This window comes from Cyclobacterium sp. 1_MG-2023, from assembly GCF_030546805.1.
Taxonomy (GTDB): Bacteria; Bacteroidota; Bacteroidia; order Cytophagales; family Cyclobacteriaceae; genus Cyclobacterium.
Genome location: NZ_JAUOPC010000018.1, coordinates 1 through 19,096 on the forward strand (window position 1 = coordinate 1; position 19,096 = coordinate 19,096).

The 19,096-nt window shown below is 39.5% G+C and carries 15 protein-coding genes; 5 read left to right on the plus strand and 10 right to left on the minus strand.

The window, feature by feature from the left end; genetic code table 11:
• The 3 genes from Q4534_RS21705 to Q4534_RS21715 all read left to right on the plus strand — a co-directional run.
• On the plus strand, positions 1 to 456 hold a 456-nt coding region (locus Q4534_RS21705), incomplete at its 5' end, for a hypothetical protein (RefSeq protein WP_303615257.1).
• Between the two features lie 515 nt (positions 457 to 971).
• Entirely contained in the window at positions 972 to 1,784 is an 813-nt protein-coding gene (locus Q4534_RS21710; protein WP_303615258.1) for an SDR family oxidoreductase, read from the plus strand.
• Positions 1,784 to 5,782, plus strand: coding sequence for an AAA domain-containing protein (locus Q4534_RS21715; protein ID WP_303615259.1), 3,999 nt, complete (start codon positions 1,784 to 1,786; stop codon positions 5,780 to 5,782). The genes Q4534_RS21710 and Q4534_RS21715 overlap by 1 nt, the downstream gene beginning before the upstream one ends.
• Positions 5,783 to 5,880: 98 nt before the next feature.
• Here the strand turns inward: Q4534_RS21715 and Q4534_RS21720 are convergent, their stop codons facing one another.
• Genes Q4534_RS21720 through recQ form a run of 4 tightly spaced genes read right to left on the minus strand, consistent with a single transcriptional unit; the run spans position 5,881 to position 11,259 of the window.
• Positions 5,881 to 6,354, minus strand: coding sequence for a gliding motility lipoprotein GldH (locus tag Q4534_RS21720; protein ID WP_303615260.1), 474 nt, complete (start codon positions 6,352 to 6,354; stop codon positions 5,881 to 5,883).
• The gene (gene ricT / locus Q4534_RS21725) at positions 6,344 to 7,723 is read right to left on the minus strand and encodes a regulatory iron-sulfur-containing complex subunit RicT (protein WP_303615261.1); all 1,380 of its coding nucleotides are present in this window, start codon (positions 7,721 to 7,723) and stop codon (positions 6,344 to 6,346) included. Before ricT ends, Q4534_RS21720 begins: the two co-directional genes overlap by 11 nt.
• Positions 7,724 to 7,768: 45 nt before the next feature.
• Positions 7,769 to 9,064 (minus strand): phosphoribosylamine--glycine ligase, encoded by a 1,296-nt coding sequence (gene purD, locus Q4534_RS21730; RefSeq protein ID WP_303615262.1) that lies wholly within the window; start codon positions 9,062 to 9,064, stop codon positions 7,769 to 7,771.
• A 17-nt stretch (positions 9,065 to 9,081) separates the two neighbouring features.
• Positions 9,082 to 11,259 (minus strand): DNA helicase RecQ, encoded by a 2,178-nt coding sequence (gene recQ, locus Q4534_RS21735; protein WP_303615263.1) that lies wholly within the window; start codon positions 11,257 to 11,259, stop codon positions 9,082 to 9,084.
• A gap of 98 nt (positions 11,260 to 11,357) precedes the next feature.
• Between recQ and Q4534_RS21740 the strand changes: the two genes are divergently transcribed.
• A complete protein-coding gene (locus Q4534_RS21740) occupies positions 11,358 to 12,326 on the plus strand; it encodes an SIS domain-containing protein (protein ID WP_303615264.1) in 969 nt (322 codons plus the stop codon).
• 2 nt (positions 12,327 to 12,328) lie between these two features.
• A complete protein-coding gene (locus tag Q4534_RS21745; RefSeq protein ID WP_303615265.1) occupies positions 12,329 to 13,405 on the plus strand; it encodes a mannose-1-phosphate guanylyltransferase in 1,077 nt (358 codons plus the stop codon).
• Positions 13,406 to 13,414: 9 nt separating this feature from the next.
• On the opposite strand, the gene murQ is transcribed toward Q4534_RS21745, so the two are convergent.
• From murQ to accD, 6 genes are all read right to left on the minus strand, one after another.
• Complete coding sequence (gene murQ / locus Q4534_RS21750) at positions 13,415 to 14,224, minus strand: N-acetylmuramic acid 6-phosphate etherase (RefSeq protein ID WP_303615266.1); 810 nt, start codon at positions 14,222 to 14,224, stop codon at positions 13,415 to 13,417.
• Complete coding sequence (locus tag Q4534_RS21755; RefSeq protein WP_303615267.1) at positions 14,221 to 15,063, minus strand: acetate and sugar kinases/Hsc70/actin family protein; 843 nt, start codon at positions 15,061 to 15,063, stop codon at positions 14,221 to 14,223. The genes murQ and Q4534_RS21755 overlap by 4 nt, the downstream gene beginning before the upstream one ends.
• On the minus strand, positions 15,064 to 15,291 hold the full coding sequence (locus Q4534_RS21760; RefSeq protein WP_303615268.1) for a cytochrome b5 domain-containing protein: 228 nt from the start codon (positions 15,289 to 15,291) through the stop codon (positions 15,064 to 15,066).
• A gap of 51 nt (positions 15,292 to 15,342) precedes the next feature.
• Complete coding sequence (locus tag Q4534_RS21765; RefSeq protein ID WP_303615269.1) at positions 15,343 to 16,500, minus strand: formimidoylglutamase; 1,158 nt, start codon at positions 16,498 to 16,500, stop codon at positions 15,343 to 15,345.
• Between the two features lie 254 nt (positions 16,501 to 16,754).
• On the minus strand, positions 16,755 to 18,059 hold the full coding sequence (gene nqrF / locus Q4534_RS21770) for an NADH:ubiquinone reductase (Na(+)-transporting) subunit F (RefSeq protein WP_303615270.1): 1,305 nt from the start codon (positions 18,057 to 18,059) through the stop codon (positions 16,755 to 16,757).
• A gap of 124 nt (positions 18,060 to 18,183) precedes the next feature.
• Entirely contained in the window at positions 18,184 to 19,026 is an 843-nt protein-coding gene (gene accD / locus Q4534_RS21775; protein ID WP_303615271.1) for an acetyl-CoA carboxylase, carboxyltransferase subunit beta, read from the minus strand.
• Positions 19,027 to 19,096 lie beyond the last annotated feature (70 nt).

Here is a 19,096-nt window from a genome sequence, read left to right on the forward strand (position 1 = left end):
AGTACTTCTTGTTCAAGTAAAGCGGATAAAATCACTTACCCAAAAGATTTAAAAACCTTTTCCCTAAATGATTCAATAGAATTTGATAAAAAGTGGTATGATTATAAATATAAAATCGTTTCTTACTCAAATGGTTCCTCTACACACCTTATTAAATGGGCTGAGGCAATTGAAAAGTTTCCGGAAATAGCCTTTCTATTTTACATTGATAAAAAAGACTCTACTAAAATAAAGGAAAGGTTAAAACAAAGAGAATTTTATTGGCCAGTTTTTTACGATCCTGAAAGCAAATTTCTAGAATCAAATAAAATAAAAGGCCTAGGAACTCGTCCCTATTATCGTTTTATTTTCGCAATTAAAGACGACAAAATAATTGATATAGCAAAAAGTAGAAACAACCCTACATTTCCTGAAGATTTTGAGAAATATTTAAATGATTTTTTATCAGAGAATTAAACAAATAAATTTTAAACGTGATAGTTGAAACTTAAAAAAAAGACTTCCCTGATAAAACCATTATGTGATTAACATACCATTAGGTGAAATGAAAATATTACCTTTATGAATAAATGGCGTCCTAATTAACAAGAACCCCATTTACCTAAATCAACAATCACAAAGATTACATTGTGGATAAGCTGCACTGCAATTTTCACTGGTGTAGTAATCAGGCTCACAATTGTAGACTGTCATCTCACCTTCACAATATTTCATTCTCTGATAACAATCAGCATCCGCATTAAAAATTGGTGGCATACCAATAGTCATAGCAACAGCACTTTCAGTTAGCTTTTTCTGTAACAATTTCTTTAAAATTGACGGGTCAATTTTTTAATAATCTGTGAAAACAATGTAATATTACATATGAGGGGGCTCCTTTTTTGGTTCAAACCTAAAATAACTATTTTGGGCAAAAAATGGAATCTCTTATTTTTTGTTTAGGACGGAATTGTATCTTGGTTAAAAAAAATATGGAAATAAAGAATAAAGTGGTTGTTGTTACTGGGGCCACCTCGGGAATAGGGCAAGCTTGTGCCCTCATTTTTGGTAAAGCCGGGGCTAAAATTTGGATTACCGGTAGAAGCCGAGTTAAATTAGATGAAACATTGCTTCTGCTTCAAAAGGAAGGAGTTGAGTGTGGAGGTGGCGTTTGTGATGCAGCCAAGGCCGAGGATAATGAAAAAATGGCGCATGACGTTATCCGGCATTATGGGAAAATAGATATATTGATCAACAATGCAGGAATAAGCATGCGGGCATTGTTTAAAGATCTGGACTTGAAAGTTTTTCATCAAGTAATGGATATTAATTTTTGGGGCACCGTATATGCTACCAAATACTGCATGGATGAAATTCTTAAAAATAAAGGGGCCATTATTGGCGTTTCCTCCATCAATGGTTTCAGGGGAACCCCTGCAAGAACTGCTTACACTGCCAGTAAATATGCCATGAATGGTTTCTTTGAGTCATTGAGGACGGAAGTGATGAAGTTAGGCGTACATGTTCTGGTAGTTTGCCCGGGCTTTACCGCCTCTAATATTAGAAACAATGCTTTAATGGGGGATGGGAGTAGCCAAAGTGAATCGCCTAGAGAGGAAGATAAGATGATGACGGCCGAAGAAGTGGCTGAATCCATGCTGAATGCTCTGCGGAAAAAGAAAAGAGACCTTGTGTTAACTCGGCAAGGGAAATTAGCGGTTTTTTTGAACAAATGGATGCCCGGAATAATGGATAAAATAGTTTACAACCATATGGCCAAAGAAAAAGACTCACCCTTTAAATAATGTCAAAACTAAAAGATGTACTTCGGGTTTATTTGAATAGGTTAGTAGATCTTTCTTCTAATAACCGTTCCATATTCCTTCCCAAAATCATTGCCAGTCAAATGATTGATTTGAAGGATTTTCATTTTTTAAATAACCATGCATCTTTTTTCTACATCACTGAATTACTAGGGAGGAAGAGAAATATTCCTTTGATTCAGGTGCTTGATAGTAGGGATCAAAATGTCAATCAACTTTCTGTACGCTTAAAACGCTTGAAACAGCAAGTTAATTTTACCATTGAAGAAACAGGCGAAAAAAGTTTATTTGTAGGTTGGCCTTTTGTGGAGGGCAAGCTACTTAATGGCCAACTCACGCGTTGCCCTTTGGTATTCTTTCCGGTGGAGCTTATTTTAGATGACAAAACCTGGTATCTAAGAAAAAGTGTAGGGGAGTTGCCATTTTTAAACCCTTCCTTTTTACTGGCCTACAGTCAGGCAGTTGGAAAGCCCTTTGATGCAGAGTGGTTGGAGACCTCCCTTGAAGATTTTCATAAGGATGCCATGGGATTTAGAGCAGATCTTTACCAGCTGCTCAAAAACCAGGTCGAATTAAATTTTAGCCGAGAAATATATCAGGATCAATTGGAATTTTTTCCTGACAATAACAGGGAGTTTTTTGAAGAATCCTTTGAAGTTGGATTGTTGAAATTAAAACCATACGCCATTTTGGGCCAGTTTTCTCAAAAAAGCTCTTTTCTGATGGATGATTATGAGCAATTGATTGATCAAGCTGATCAAGAAAACCTAGAGGCTTTGTTTTCTGATTATTATGCCAATAATACCGACAATCCACACTCTACCACAGAAAACAATTTGTACAATACTTTCCCCATTGATGCAAGCCAAGAGGCTGTCATTAATTATATTAAGTCGGGAAACTCTTGTGTGGTCCAAGGGCCTCCGGGTACAGGGAAGTCTCAGCTCATTTGTAATATGATGGCTGATTTTGCCTCCAGAGGTAAAAAAGTATTGGTGGTTTCTCAGAAACGAGCAGCCCTTGATGTGGTGTATCAACGTATCGCCTCACAAGGTATGGCAAATTTTACAGCACTGGTCCATGACTACAGAGGAGACCGCAAGGAGCTCTATAAAAAAATAAACCACCAGATCAGTTCACTGGACAATTACAAGGCTTTGAATAGTTCTATTGATGCGATACAGCTAGAAAGAAATTTTAGCCAAATGTGCACCAATATTGAAAGGTATTCAGATTTTTTTGATGCCTATAAGGAGGCATTGTATGACACGAGTGATTGTGGGGCTCCGGTCAAAGAGCTATACCTTACTTCAGATTATGGAAGTGAAGGGATTGACATGACCCAATTGTACAGAAATTTCCGTCTGGATGATTTGGATGGTTTTTTAAATGATTTTGAGCAATACCAATACTACTATAAAAAATTCCAGGTAGCTTCTTCATTTTGGTTGCATAGGGTTGATTTTTCAGACAAAGGGCCTGAGGCCATCAATGGAGCGAAAGCCACCTTTGAAGAGCTGTCCTTGGTGAAGATTACTGCCAAAAATGATTTGAATTCCATGCTGGCAGATACCTTTGAATATGGGCTTATTTACCAATCTTTCCAGCAAAAGGAAAGAGTGGATGCCTTAAGCCTTGCCATTGACGATCCGCAGATCTATGAAAAGTTTAAGGCCCTGATGAAGCATGATGCAGGAACACTGGATCGCTTATGGTTAGAGAATAAGGTAGACATGATCAGGAAATTACTGATGAATGAGGGTGTGGAATGGGGGATAAGTGATCAAGAAGTGGAAGCCACTTTAGCCTTGGCTGTAGATGCTGTTAAGCAGTTGGATTCATGGTACGGTAAACTATCCTTGAATTTCAACCAAAAGAAATATACTGTAATCAAATCGTTGCTAGAAAAGAATGGGTTAAAAAACAGTAAAGAAGACCTTGGGGTTTTGGTACAAAGGCTTGAGAACAGGATGAATCTAAATCATCAATACGCCTTATTGAAACAGAAACCCTGGATAAAACTTCCCGAAAAACCTTTTACCATTGAGGCATTTGAAGAGGTGTCAGCCTTGCATGTCAAAGCGTTGAATGCCAGATTTATCATGAGTGAGTTAGGGGTTTTGGCTTCCTATTTTTATAAACCTCAATTTACCTTCAATCATTTTCAACATTTATTGGAAGGGGTAAGTGTAATTAATGATTGGGTGGAAGACCATTTTTCTACTTGGCGAGAATACCTTACTGAAATTCAGATCAAACACCTATTAAGTGCTGAGGATGAAAAGGGCTTAAAAGAAATTCAGTCCAACCTAGGAAAAGATGTAGATGAATTGAGCCGCTTCGACAAGCTAAGGCACATCATGTCGGAGGAAGAGAAAAAAGTGATAGAAAAATTAATTGATGAATTTCCCGATCGCAATTATGATTCCCTGAAAGAAGTTTTTTTATCCAGTTTGAAAGTGAGTTGGATCAGCCACCTAGAGGCCAAATACCCGGTCTTAAAAGAAATCTATGGCCCCCAAGTCAAGTCAAATATTACTGATTTTGAAAATTCTGTTGAAGAGAAATTAAAAATCGCACGTTTTATTATTGAGATGAGGTTAAGGGAAGGGGTTTGTTCCAATTTGGAATACAATCGGCTAAACAACCTTATATCTTACAGAGAACTGGGGCATCAGGTAGGGAAAAAGCGACAAATTTGGTCTGTGAAGAAATTAATAGCTCACTATAAAGATGAGATTTTTAGGCTGATTCCTTGTTGGCTAGCATCTCCTGAGACAGCATCCGCATTATTTCCTTTGACACAATACTTTGATTTGGTAATTTTTGATGAAGCCAGTCAGTGTTATTTTGAAAGGGGCTTGCCATTGATGTTGAGAGGAAAGCAGGTGGTCATTGCAGGGGACCGGCAACAGCTTCAACCCTATGACCTGTATCAAACAAGGTTGCAGGCTGAAGAAGAAGAAACAATGGAAGTGGAAATTGATGCCTTGTTGGAGATGGCAGCACAGTATTTTCCCACCTATCATCTACAAACCCATTATAGAAGTGCCACTTTGCCCTTAATAGATTTTTCAAATAGAAATTTCTATAAAGGGAAGTTATACATGTTGCCTGACAGGAAGGTTTTGAATAGTGGTGATCATGGATTGAAATTGATCAAAGTGGAAGGAGTATGGAAAGACCAAACCAATATTCAGGAGGCCGAAGAGGTAATGGCTCAGTTACAAAGTGCTCGGGCAATCAACCCTTCAGATAGCATTGGTATCATTACCTTCAATTATCATCAAATGATGCTAATTTCCAGTTTGATAGAGGAAGATGACTTGTTGTCTCAAGATGAAAACATTCGGGTAAAAAACATTGAAAATGTACAAGGGGATGAGTTTGATCAGGTGATTTTTTCTGTAGGTTATGCTAGAAACCCGGAAGGGAAATTCACGGCTAATTTTGGCCTTCTCTCCAGAAAGGGGGGTGAAAACAGGTTAAATGTAGCCATTACCAGAGCCCGGAAACGAAATGTTCTTATCTCTAGTCTAAAGATGTCTGACTTTAAAGAAAGGCATATGAAAAATGCCGGAATCAGGTTGTTAAAAGAGTATTTGGCTTTTGTAAATGAGGTGCAGCAAGGAACGGCAACCTTGGCTTTGAGACCTGATGCCCCCGGATATGACAGAAATTGGTCATTTAGGGACCGGTTGATAGGTAATTATGGGAGCCATGAGGTAGTGGAAAACCCCTATTCTGCAGTGATGGATCTGGAGGTCAATGAAAATGGTAAAGCCGTGGCGGCAATTCTTACTGATGATCAGCGGTTCTTCTCCTCAAAAACGGCCAAAGAGGCCTTTGTATATCACCCTCGACTGTTGTCCTCTAGAAACTGGAACATCGTGTTTTTATTTAGTCGCCAATATTGGCTAGATAAAGAAGACTTGTTACAAACCAAATTAGCCCAAGTAAAAAGTCAGTCCGGAGAGTGATGGAAGCTTTTAGCAATTATTAGCGACCCTTGTATGCTTGTGTAGGGGCTTACAATTATGATCTTCTCACAATCATTTCCAAGGTGTCTTGGCTTGGATTAATTGTTGGCATTAATTTTCAACCCGACAGATTCGATTCCGGAGAGGGTGTCTTTCCGCATGTATTGTACAAAGTGATAGGAAGATTTGGGTAAAACCCTATTTCCGGGAAGGGTGTCATACATAATTCTTCTATTTCCATAACCCTGCCCAAGAGGTTTTCCTGTTTTGGGATCAAACAACTGGAGGTTGACAAGGGTATCTGATATGATTTCTTGCGAACTATCCTTTAGGAAATAGCGAACATAGAGGTTGTTGTATTCATATTTGTCATCGTACCGGATGCTTAAAATGGAGCTTGTCCCTGTATTGGTCTCCAAAGAGTCCAAAGTGAAAGATATGGTATCCGTAACCACCCACTCCAGTTTTTCAAGGTCTTGATAAGATTCATATACACGGCCATTGTTGCAAGCTGCACTTGCCCATAAAATGAAAGCTAGCATAGCAATGGCCAATATATTATTATTTTTCATCAGGCTTATTTCTGTTTTCACCACCTCTAGGACCTTTGTTTCGATTTGGTTTTCGTCTTTTATTTCTATTGTTACCCTGGTTTTTTGGCGCTTTAGCTTCGGGATCTTTTGGAGAAGTTCCGGTTTTGCCTTGCGCATTTTGAGGGTTATTTGATCGTTTAGGTGGTCTTTTATTTTTGGGATTTCGTGGTTTTTCTTCAGGTTTATTTTGCCTTTTTTGAGGGGTTTCCGGCCCTTTATTTTGCGGACTTGATTTTCTGGATCTGTTTTTCCGTTTCTTTTTGGGCCTTGAATTAGCAAATTTTTTATCCAATAATTCAAGATCTTGATTGGTTTTATTGGTGTCAATTTCCCCATCAAAGGCCTTGTCTTGTTGCAGGCTAAAAGGGGTGATCCCTTTTGCATTTTGCTCTATTATGATTTTTACCCTGTCACAATCAATTGAATGCCAGTTGTTGTCGTCATTGTAACTGAACCACATCAATCTTCGAAAGATGTCAGTCTTTTGTAGCTTTGCTTTTCCGGCCTGGGTTAGTAAAGGTTTTTCTATATTGGGGATATCTTCGAGCGCACTCATGTAACTTTCCAGCTCAAAGTTTAGGCAACACTTTAACCGCCCACACTGACCCGAAAGTTTACTAGGGTTCAACGAGAGATTTTGGTACCTGGCCGCAGAGGTTGTGACACTTTTAAAATCATGAATCCAGGTAGAGCAACAAAGTTCTCTTCCGCATACGCCTACCCCACCAAGTCTCCCGGCCTCCTGCCTTAGGCTGATTTGCCTCATTTCCACCCTGATTTTAAACTCAGAGGCGAGAAGCTTTATCAACTCCCTGAAATCAACCCGATCATCCGCTGAGTAGTAAAAGGTGGCTTTTGAATTGTCTGCTTGGTATTCCACATCAGACAGCTTCATGGAAAGCTTTATTTCATCAATGATCTGCTTACCCCTGTAAATGGTAGGCACTTCTCTGTTTTTTGCCTCTTGCCATTTCTCAAGGTCCTTAGGAGTAGCTACTCGGTAGATGCTTAAGATATTGTCATCATTTTTTATTTTCCTTTTCTGCATTTGAAGCCTAACCAGCTCGCCTTGCAAGGAAACATAACCTATATGGTGCCCATTAGGCACATCTACTACTACAGGGTCTCCTGTAGTGAGTTGCAGGTGTCCTGAATTCCTGTAATAATCTTTTCTACCTCCTTTAAATTTTACTTCTACAATATCAAATTTATCTACTTCCGGTATTCCCATATGGGATAGCCAATCGAAAGCATTCATTTTATTACAATCGCTGGTACCACAACTGCCATTGTTCTGGCAGCCACCAACAGCAGTAGAGTCGGTACTGCAGTTTGCGCATCCTGACATATTATATATATATTTTAGGGAGTTTCCTCCTCGTGAATATGGGGGTTAATTACCTAATCGGAGGATGTCTTGTCCTATGTCTTTTCGGTAATTAGCTTTCTCCCATGTGATTTCGCCTACTCTATCGTAAGCATTCTCAATCGCCTTTTCCACGGTGTCTCCCAAACCGGTGATACCTAAAACTCGTCCACCGTTTGTGACAATTTGCTCACTGGTATTCGTGTTGGTTCCTGCGTGGAATGTAATGGCGTTTTTAATGTTTTTCTTCTCAAGCCCTGAAATAGGCATGCCTTTTTCATAGGCTTCAGGATAGCCTCCTGCCACCATCACAACGGTGGCCGCCGTAGTCGGTGCTATGCTAAGGCTGTAATCCTTTAGGGTCTTATTGGCAGTAGCATTCAGTAATTCCAGAAAATCACTGTCTATTCTTGGTAATACTGCTTGGGTTTCAGGATCTCCCATTCTGACATTGTATTCAATGACATAAGGTTCTCCATCCATATTCATTAAGCCAATGAATAAAAATCCCCTAAAATCTATGCCATCTTTCTGAAGGCCTGAAATGGTTGGCTTGACAATTTTTTCTTCTACTTTTGACATGAACTCACTGTCCGCAAAAGGGACCGGGCTAATGGCACCCATGCCACCGGTATTGGGGCCGGTATCGCCTTCTCCAATCCTTTTGTAGTCTTTGGCTTCAGGGAGTATTTTGTAGCTTTCTCCATCCGTGGCCACAAAGACGGAGAGTTCAATGCCGGTAAGGAAAGTTTCGATGACTACTCTGGTGGAGGCTTCTCCAAACTTTTGGCCGATTAACATGTCCTTCAAGCTTTCCTCAGCCTCTTCATAACTGCTACAAATCAGTACACCTTTTCCGGCGGCAAGGCCATCCGCTTTTAGTACTATCGGAAGGTTTTGTTTTTTCAAATAATCAATTCCATCCTGTAAGGTGGAAGGAGTGAAAGTGGCGTACGCAGCTGTAGGGATGCCGTGAGACAACATGAAGTTTTTAGAAAAATCTTTGCTTCCTTCAAGTCTTGCGCCAGATTTTCCCGGTCCAACAATAGGGATATCAGCCACTTCAGGAACTTGGGCCATAAAATCTCTCAAACCTTTAACCAAAGGCTCCTCAGGTCCTACCACAAGGAGGTCAACCTTTTTGTCAATACAAAAGTCTTTAATGGCTTCAAAATCATTCACTCCTATGGATACATTCTGTCCGAAGGCCGAAGAACCGGCATTACCGGGAGCTATCCATAAATTTTCGCATTTTTCACTTTGTTTAATTTTCCATGCAAAGGCATTCTCTCTGCCACCGCTCCCTATAAGCAATATGTTCATTTGGTATTTTCTTTTTTTTAATTGGCGTGATCTGAAATAAATTTAATCCGGTATACCCGTACTTCTTCTTCAGCAAAGTCATCTTCTTCGAGCTCTGCCATGGCATCCTTGATATGGTCCGATTCCGCCGTCATAAAATAATCATGGAGGATGTCTTCTCTTTCATCATCCATGATGTTTTCTATATAATAATTGATATTTAGTTTAGTTCCACTGTAGATGATTTGTTCAATTTCATGCAGTAATTCACTCATGCTGATGTTCAGGTTCATGGCAATCTCATCGAGATCGATTTTCCTGTCTATCTGTTGTATGATGGTGATTTTTACCTTTGACCTTGTTCCGGATGTTTTGACGACCACATCCGAAGCAGTAATGATTTCATTTTCTTCTACATATTTTTCAATGAGTCGGATAAAGGACCTGCCAAATTTAGTGACTTTTCCTGTGCCAACGCCATTTATTTGTGCCAATTCCTCCCTACTTGTGGGGTAAACGGTTGCCATCTCTTCAAGTGAAGGGTCTTGGAAAATGACATAGGGAGGAAGGTTTTTAGCTTTCGCTACCTTTTTACGCTCTAATTTTAATAATTCATAAAGCTTTTCATCATAGGCCTTGCCAACATTGCTCATTTCTTCTGAGGAGACATTTTCTGCCATTTCATCAAAATTGTGATTTTTACTAATCACTACAGAATGTGGATTTTTTAGAAAGTCCTCACTTTTGTCTGAAAGTAAGATAATGCCATAGTTTTCTATGTCCTTTTCTAGCAAACCAAAAATCATGGACTGCCTTAACACTGTCTTCCAGTGGGTCTCATCCTTGTCTTTGCCTATGCCAAATGAGGGCAACTTGTCATGGCCATAGCTCAATATATAATCGTTTTTCTCCCCTTGTAAAAGGCTTACGATATGTTCCATGCTAAACCGTTGGTTGGTGTCTTTAACGGCATTGATGACTTTGATGATGTCCTCTTTTCCTTCAAAGGTTTCCTTGGTTTTTTTACAGTTGTCACAAAAACCGCAGTCTTTGGAGAGGGTTTCCCCAAAATAATGAAGCAAAAACCTTCTTCTACAAACAGAGCTCTCAGCGTATGCTGCCATTTCTTGCAGCAAGACCCTGGCGTTTTCTCTTTCGTTGACAGGTTTGTCTTTATTGAATTTCTCCAGCTTAATGATGTCTTCATACCTGTAAAACATCAAACAATGCCCTTCGAGCCCATCTCTACCTGAACGACCGGTTTCTTGATAATAGCCTTCCAAAGATTTTGGAACGTCGTAATGGATCACATACCTGACATCAGGTTTATCAATCCCCATTCCAAATGCAATGGTGGCGACAATCACATCAACTTCTTCATTTAGGAAGTCATCCTGGTTTTTCACCCTTACATGACCATCTAGTCCGGCATGGTAGGGGGCAGCATTGATGCCATTTACTTTTAATAATTCGGCTATTTCAGTTACCTTTTTTCTGCTTAAGCAGTAGATGATTCCTGATTTTCCCTTTTGAGACTTTATGTATTTAATAATCTCCTTTTTTGTCTCACTTTTAATCTTAGGCCTGACTTCGTAATACAGGTTCGTTCTGTTAAAAGAAGATTTATATAGATCAGCTTCCTCCATCTGCAGGTTACGCTGAATGTCTTGCTGCACCTTAGGCGTGGCAGTAGCTGTTAAAGCGATAACCGGAAGGTTGTCTCCTATTTGAGAAATGATTGACTTTATCTTTCTGTATTCCGGTCTGAAATCATGCCCCCATTCGGAGATACAATGGGCTTCATCAATGGCCACAAAGCTGATGTCTGCACTTTTCAGGAATTTCACATTCTCCTCCTTAGTCAAGGACTCAGGAGCTACATACAGTAGTTTGGTTAGCCCTGCACTAACTTCTCCTTTAACCCGATTTGATTCGGTTTTGCTAAGAGTGGAATTTAGGAAGTGAGCATTGATGCCAAAACTATTCAATTGATCCACCTGGTTTTTCATTAAGGCTATCAATGGAGAAATGACAATGGCTGTACCATTTTTTGAAACAGCAGGCAATTGATAACAAAGTGACTTTCCTGCACCGGTTGGCATTATCACAAAGGTATTGTTGCCCTTGAGAATATTGTCCACTATCAACTGTTGGTTCCCTCTAAACTGATTGAAACCAAATATTTTTTTTAAATTATCTTTAACTGCGCTATCCACTACATTAATAGTTTAATGAGTTACTCCCTGTCAATTATTAATGTTTAAGGCAAAACTTTATTACCTTTATACAAATCTAACAATTAACAGCTGTAAAATTGAATTTACTAAAAAATATTAGAACCACGGCAATAAATGTGTTTCAAAACGAAGCCAATGCACTATTAAATTTGATCCCTGAGATTGGCCAAGATTTTGAGACCTGTGTTGAGGATGTTTTAAATAGTAAAGGCAGGATAGTTATTACAGGAATAGGTAAAAGCGCTATCGTTGCAAATAAAATTGTGGCAACTTTGAATTCTACAGGTACTCCTTCTTTATTTATGCATGCGGCAGATGCAATTCATGGGGATTTGGGTATGATTAAAAAAGAAGATTTTGTAATTTGTATTTCCAAAAGTGGAAACACCCCTGAAATCAAACTATTGGTTCCGATGCTCAAAACACTGGGAAGCAAGTTAATCGGCCTTGTGGGGAATAAAGACAGCTATTTGGCCAAACATTCTGATTATGTATTGTTTACAGGGATTGACGAAGAAGCTTGTCCCAACAATTTGGCACCAACAACAAGTACAACGGTTCAAATGGCGATGGGGGATGCATTGGCCATTTGCTTGCTTACTGCTCGTGGTTTTACCGCGGAATCATTTGCCCGGTTTCATCCGGGAGGAACCTTAGGGAAACAGTTGTACCTTAAGGTAAAAGATGTGATAGATGCCAGTCTGCTTCCTATGGTACAAGAAAGCGCATCTCTTAAAGAGGTGATCTTGGAGATAAGCAGCAAGAGATTGGGAGCAACAGCAGTGGTGGACGAGACCCAAAAGCTACAGGGGATAATTACTGATGGAGATTTGAGGAGGATGCTTCAAAATAATTTTGATTTGTCTGAAATCAAAGCAGGAGATATAATGACCAAAGATCCAAAAACCATTTTTTTGGATGACTATGCAGTAAAGGCAGTAGAGGTAATGAGAACTTTTAACATAACACAATTAGTGGTGCAAGACAATTCTTCTTTGGTTGGGTTTGTTCATATTCATGATTTGATGAAGGAAGGTATCGTATAAAAATGAAGGAAAAGGACAGGTACATTGTAATTTTAGCTGGTGGTTTAGGTATTAATTTTTGGCCTTCAAGTAGGCGCCAAAGGCCCAAGCAATTTTTAGATCTATTGGGAACAGGACGCACCTTGCTGCAAATGACCTACGACCGATATGTTAACCATTTTGAAAACTATCAATTCATTATTGTTACCAATAAAGAGTATTTCGCATTGGTGAAAGACCAATTGCCGGATATTCCTGAAGGTCAGATTTTGGTGGAGCCCATGCAACGAAATACAGCAGCTTCAATAGCTTTGGCGAGTTATAAGATTCAAAAGCTTAATCCCAATGCCAGGGTTTTGATCAGCCCTTCAGATCAATTGATCTTTAATGAAAACTTGTTTTTTGAGGCCATGGATAAGGCCATGGAAGGGGCTTCTTCCTTGGGTAAATTGATAACCATTGGGATAAAGCCCAACAGACCGGATACTGATTTTGGTTATATTCAGTTTTTTCCTGAGGCTGGGCAACCTGTAAAAAAGGTCAAGACTTTTTCTGAAAAACCCGATTTGGACTTGGCCATCACCTTTATTGAAAGCGGGGATTTTGTATGGAATACGGGGACTTTCGTTTGGAAAAACGAAAGCATCATTCAGGCCTTCAGTAAATATCTTCCGGATATGGCAGAAGTATTTGAGGAAGGCGAAGTTTATTTTTGCACCGATAAAGAGGCTGAGTTTTTAATAAAAGCTTACAGTTTTATTAAAAATATTTCCATTGACCATGGGATTTTTGAAAAGTCAAATGAAGTATTTGTCGTGTTGGGTGAGTTTGGCTGGACAGACCTTGGCTCCTGGCAGAATCTATACGACATCAGTGAAAAAGACCAAGAAAATAATTCCGTTAATGGGCAGGCAATGCTGTACGAAACAAGCAATTGCTTCATCAACGTCCCGCCTAGAAAATTAGTCGTGGTTCAAGGTCTTAAAGACTATCTTATCAGTGACAGCGAGGATGTATTGTTAATTTGCAAGCTGGATGCAAACAGTAAATACAAGGAATATATTTCCGATGCCAAAAAGATCGATGAAAGTTACACTTGATGGATAAGATTAATTTCTATTCTCGAAGGCATTTACTGCATTTCTTACAGAACCATGTTCTTTAAGCATGGCTAAGGCTTCTGCTTCTCCTAGCCCGGTGGCCTCCATGATCATCAATGTGCCTCTATGAACCAGTTTTTTGTTGGACAGCTGCATGTCTACCATCTTATTGCCTTTCACCTTTCCTAATTTAATCATGACACTGGTAGATATCATGTTAAGGGCCAGTTTTTGAGCAGTTCCTGATTTCATTCTGGTACTTCCTGTTACAAATTCGGGACCTACAACTATCTCTACCGGCATGGCCACTTCTTTGGCTAGAGGACTACCTTCATTGCATGTAATGCAGCCTGTAAGTAAGCCTTCCTTCATGGCTTTTTTTACTCCTCCTATTACATAGGGCGTGGTGCCTGATGCAGCTATACCGATAATGGTATCCTGAGCATTGAAATCAAATGCCTGAATATCTTCCCAAGCTTGCTCCGGGTCATCTTCAGCATTTTCCACTGCTTTTCTTATGGCCGTATCCCCACCGGCAATAATTCCAATTACCATGTCATGTGGTACGCCATAGGTCGGCGGGCATTCTGAAGCATCAAGGATACCTAGTCGGCCACTAGTGCCGGCTCCAATATAAAATAAACGACCACCTTTTTCCATCCTAGGGACTATGGCTTCCACCAGTTTCTGAATTTGAGGAATAGCCTTGTTGACCGCATGTGGAACCGTCTGATCTTCTTTGTTCATATTGGTCAATAATTCATTGACCGACATTTTTTCAAGGTGGTTGTAATAGGAGGCGCTTTCTGTGGTGCTCATATCTTTTTTTGGTGGTAGAGTGTTAATCCGGCTATTGGAGTTTCTAGGATAGTATTGATTTGTATGTTTAGATCGTTTCCAATTTGTCTTAGGACATCATTGTTATAGTAAGCGATAGATCCGACAAAATTCACAGGTTTGTTTTGATAATCTTTGTACCTCATGACATGTCTTGAGAAGAAATCTTTAAAACCATTGTAGAAAAGCCCATAGCAATATGGGTCAGCCTTATGTTGGGCTATAAATTCACAAAAACCTGCCATAAAACGATTAGGAAATGGTCTTTTATAGACATTGTCCTGAATATCAATAATGGAAAGGTGATATTTATCAATAAATGCTTCCCGAATAGCGGTGGGCATGTCATCGTATATAAAATCTTGTAGGAAGTGCTTTCCAATATAAGTTCCTCCACCCTCATCACCTAAAAGGTAACCGGGAGAAGGCCTGCTGTCTGTTATTTTGTCACCATCATAGTCTCCGCTATTTGAGCCTGTTCCCAATATGCAGGCTATACCTGCTTCGTGACCACAGGTTGCCCTTGCGGAGGCCATTAGATCATGATCTACATATACCTTGGCATCTTTGTAAATGCTGTTGATGGCATTTTTCACAGTTTCTTTATTGGCCTCAGAGGTGCAACCGGAGCCATAAAAATAAACCTCCTGGATAATATCTTTCCATGAAAGGAGATCAGGCGTTTGGAGTCCCAACTCCATGTCCTCTTTGGTCTGATAATAGGGGTTAAATCCTACAGTTCTTGTTTGATGAACTTTATTATCATGTGTGATTACTCTCCAGTCTGTTTTGCTAGAGCCACTGTCTGCGATCAGAATCATTTATATTAAATAGCCAATTGGTTCAAATTTATCAAATACATTTTCATTATGTGGGGCATCTTCAAGCTCTTCTGTTAAGTCTTGTCCTGCCCAATGTTCATAATGTTTGCCATTTTTCCACAGTCTGGAATTACCTACATCATATATTTTGCCTTTGTAAGCAATCCATATTTCAGGTTTGTCCTGCCCGTTTCTTAAGGCCAGTTGGTTTTTAGAAATAGAAATCATATGCTTATTCTCTTGCAAATATAGGACTACCTAGGGTATATATATGTATTATTAATAAAGTTTTAATTGGGCATTGACCCATCGCTCGGGTATTTCTCCTTTTTGAGCGGTTTGGTAATCCTGATAACTGCAGGGAATAATGGAGTCTCGATTGTATTTTTCCCCCTTATTTCTAGGGATCTCTAGCCACCATTTTCCGCTTAGCTTGCTTTTGTAAAAATGCAAAATAGAAGGCTTGGAGTCTAATGATACGGTATACTTGATATAGTCGCTACTTTTAAATGATAAGCTGTCTTTTCTCTGGTGAAAGCCTTCAATAAAATACCAGACCATTGTGGCAATAATGGCAGCAGTCTTTTGCCTGTGGTCATCCAAATCCACATGGTAACCATAGATTCCAATGGAACTTAGCTTTTCATTGGTGCCTGCAAACCAGCATATTTGACAGGCCTCCTCGGCGCTTAAGCCAAAAGGCTGCGCTCCAATGGCTCCGGGAGCATCTGAGGAATTGATGGAACAAATGTCAAAACTTAATAAATCTGCATTTCTAATCAGCGGTTCGGTTTCTTTGAAGTTGTCCCGCAATTGCCCTAAACGGATATGGTCAAAGTAAAGCTTCTCTAAGGTGGTGACCAATTCAGGGTCTGTCAAAAAACTTTGGTAAGCAAGGTGGCAATAGTTGAACATATAGTTGGGCTCATGTAAAACCACTTCCTGAGAATGCAGGTCATGAGGATTGCCCGCATCCTCCATGTCCATTTTAGCATCCACAGTTAGTAAGCTGACCAGTTTTTTCATGTGCTGGTAAGCTTTAAACTGCCCAACATCCAGGTCATGGCTTCCACCGATAAAAATTGGCAATACTTGTGTTTTTATCATTAATTCACCAATGGAACTGATCAGTGATCGGGTTTCTTGTAAATTTTCCCCGAGTTTAATATTGCCTAAATCTGCAAGGCTGTAATTTCCCTGGCCCTTTTTGAGCGCATATAGTTTCTTTCGAATGGCAGTACTGCTTGCCAATGAATTTTTTAATGTATCATCCCCGGTGCCCCTGTATTCTTCTATGCCAATGATGGCAATTTGAATACCTTTGAGATCCGGGAATGTTTCATCATGACAATGAATGTGGTGAAAAAATGCATTGTGCCCATATTCTTCTTGTAGAATCTCGGAAGGGATAGGTTCGAAAAATGCCTGTAAATCCATTGTTATCTTTTAGAGATTGAATATTAAATCAGAAATGTCAATAGGTGTCCTGAATGCTAAAACCTTCTGGCTGGGCACGATATTATTATTCCCAAGCAGCAGCAGGGACTCTGTTTTTATAAAGCCTATCAACCAAAAGCCTATGCTGTCTAAGGTTGGGCAGGAGTTCCGTTGAATAATTTAATATAAAATTATGGAAAAAGAAGGCATAAAAAAAGTCCCGTTAAACTTTAACGGGACCCTTTTCTGATTTTTTATCCTCCGAAATCATCGAATCTGATATTCTCTTTTGGAACACCCAAATCATCCAGCATCTTAAGCACTGCTGCATTCATCAAAGGAGGGCCACATAAGTAATATTCTATTTCATCCGGCTCATCAATTTCTTTAAGGTAGTTGTCATAAAGAACTTGGTGGATAAAGCCTACATAGCCATCACCCTCCTTGTCATCCATTGACTTTTTGACTTTCCAGTTGTCCTCAGGTAGAGGTTCGGATAAGCCTATGTTGAAGCTAAAATTCGGGAAATCTTTTTCAATACCTCTAAAGTGTGGTGTGTAGAACAACTCCTTTTTAGATCTACCACCGTACCAATAAGATACTTTTCTATTTGTTTTCTCTGTGTGGAAAAGGTGGAAGAGGTGAGATCTTAATGGGGCCATACCGGCACCACCACCTATGTAAATCATTTCTCTTTGGGTAGGATTAATATGGAATTCACCATAAGGTCCTGAAATGGTTACTTTATCACCAGGTACTCTTGAGAAAACATAAGAAGAACATACACCCGGATTCACATCCATCCATTTGTTATTAGCTCTATCCCAAGGTGGAGTGGCAATACGGATGGTTAGCATTACAATATTTCCTTCAGCTGGGTGGTTGGCCATGGAGTAAGCCCTAAAAAGAGGCTCATCATTTTTCATGGAAAGATCCCATAAACCAAATTTATCCCAATCGCTTTGGTACACGTCTTTCGGGTGTTCCAACTCAGGGTGAGGAGTGATATCCATACCCTTAAAGGATACCGTAATGGCAGGAACATCTATTTGAATATACCCTCCAGGTTCAAAGTCCAAAGTTTCACCTTCAGGAAGTTTTACTTTAAATTCTTTAATAAATGTAGAAACGTTGTAATTAGAAATTACTTCACATTCCCATTTCTTAATACCGAAGATTTCTTCCGGAATCCGGATCTTCATGTCATTTTTTACCTTTACCTGGCAAGAAAGTCTTACTTGGTTTTGTTTTTCTGCTCTGCTAAGGTGACCTTCTTCTGTAGGAAGGACTTCACCTCCACCTTCCTCAATGGTGCATTTGCACATGGCGCAGGTACCCCCACCTCCACAAGCTGAAGGAAGAAAGATTTTTTTGCCACTTAATGTGTTGAGCAGGGTAGACCCGGCAGATGCGATTAGAGGGTTTTTTTCGTCCCCGTTAATAATGATTTTAACATCTCCTGAAGACACCAACTTAGACTGGGCAAAAAGAAGAACAAACACCAGTAGCAAAATAATAATGGTAAATGCTACTATCGAAGTAATGATTACTGAACTCATTTAATAAATTTTTATCTTTATCAGTATGTTTAACTGGTTTTGAATCGTACAAATATATTTATATTTCCCCAAAACCATCACAATCTTGGGATAAATTAATCCCAAGATTTAATATAATAACCTTCTACTGCCGAAGAAGGTTTAGCAAGGTGTAAATTCTGTTTTTTAACTGCCTCCTGTCGATGATGAAGTCTAAGAATCCGTGTTCCAGAACAAATTCTGAACTTTGAAAACCTTTAGGTAAATCTTTGCCTATGGTTTCTCGAATAACTCTTGGACCCGCAAAACCAATAAGTGCTCCAGGTTCGGCTATATTGAAGTCTCCTAACATAGCAAATGAAGCAGTTACCCCACCCGTGGTAGGATCTGTCATCAAGGAGATATAAGGTATTCCCGCTTCATCTAAAAGCGAAAGTTTTGCAGATGTTTTGGCCATCTGCATTAGACTAAAACCGGCTTCCATCATTCTGGCCCCTCCTGATTTTGATATCATCAAGAATGGAACCTTGTGTTTCAAAGAGTAATCAATTGCTCGGGCAATTTTCTCTCCCACTACAGAACCCATGGACCCACCTATAAATTTGAAGTCCATGCAAGTAATGACAATGTCCAAACCATTCAATTTGCCAACGCCTGTTCTGGCAGCGTCTTTTAAATTGGTCTTTGCAATCGTGTCCTTAATTCGTGTGGGATAGGGTTTGCTATCTACGAAGTTTAATGGATCACCTGATATCATCTCCTTATCCAATTCTGTGAATTTATTATCATCAAAAAGGATCTCGAAGTATTCCTTGGAGCCGATTTTTACATGATAATCATCATCCGGGCAAACATAGGAGTTGTTTTTTAACTCTCGGGTGTGAATGATATTTCCCTTCGGGGTCTTATACCATAATCCGTCCGGGGTATCTTTTTTCTCCTCTGTTGAGGTTTTAATGCCGGCGTCTTTTCTTTTAAACCAAGCCATAAAGTTTTGTTTAAATTATCCCAAACCACATTGGGAGTCCAAATTTATAGGTAATATCTGTTAAATAAAA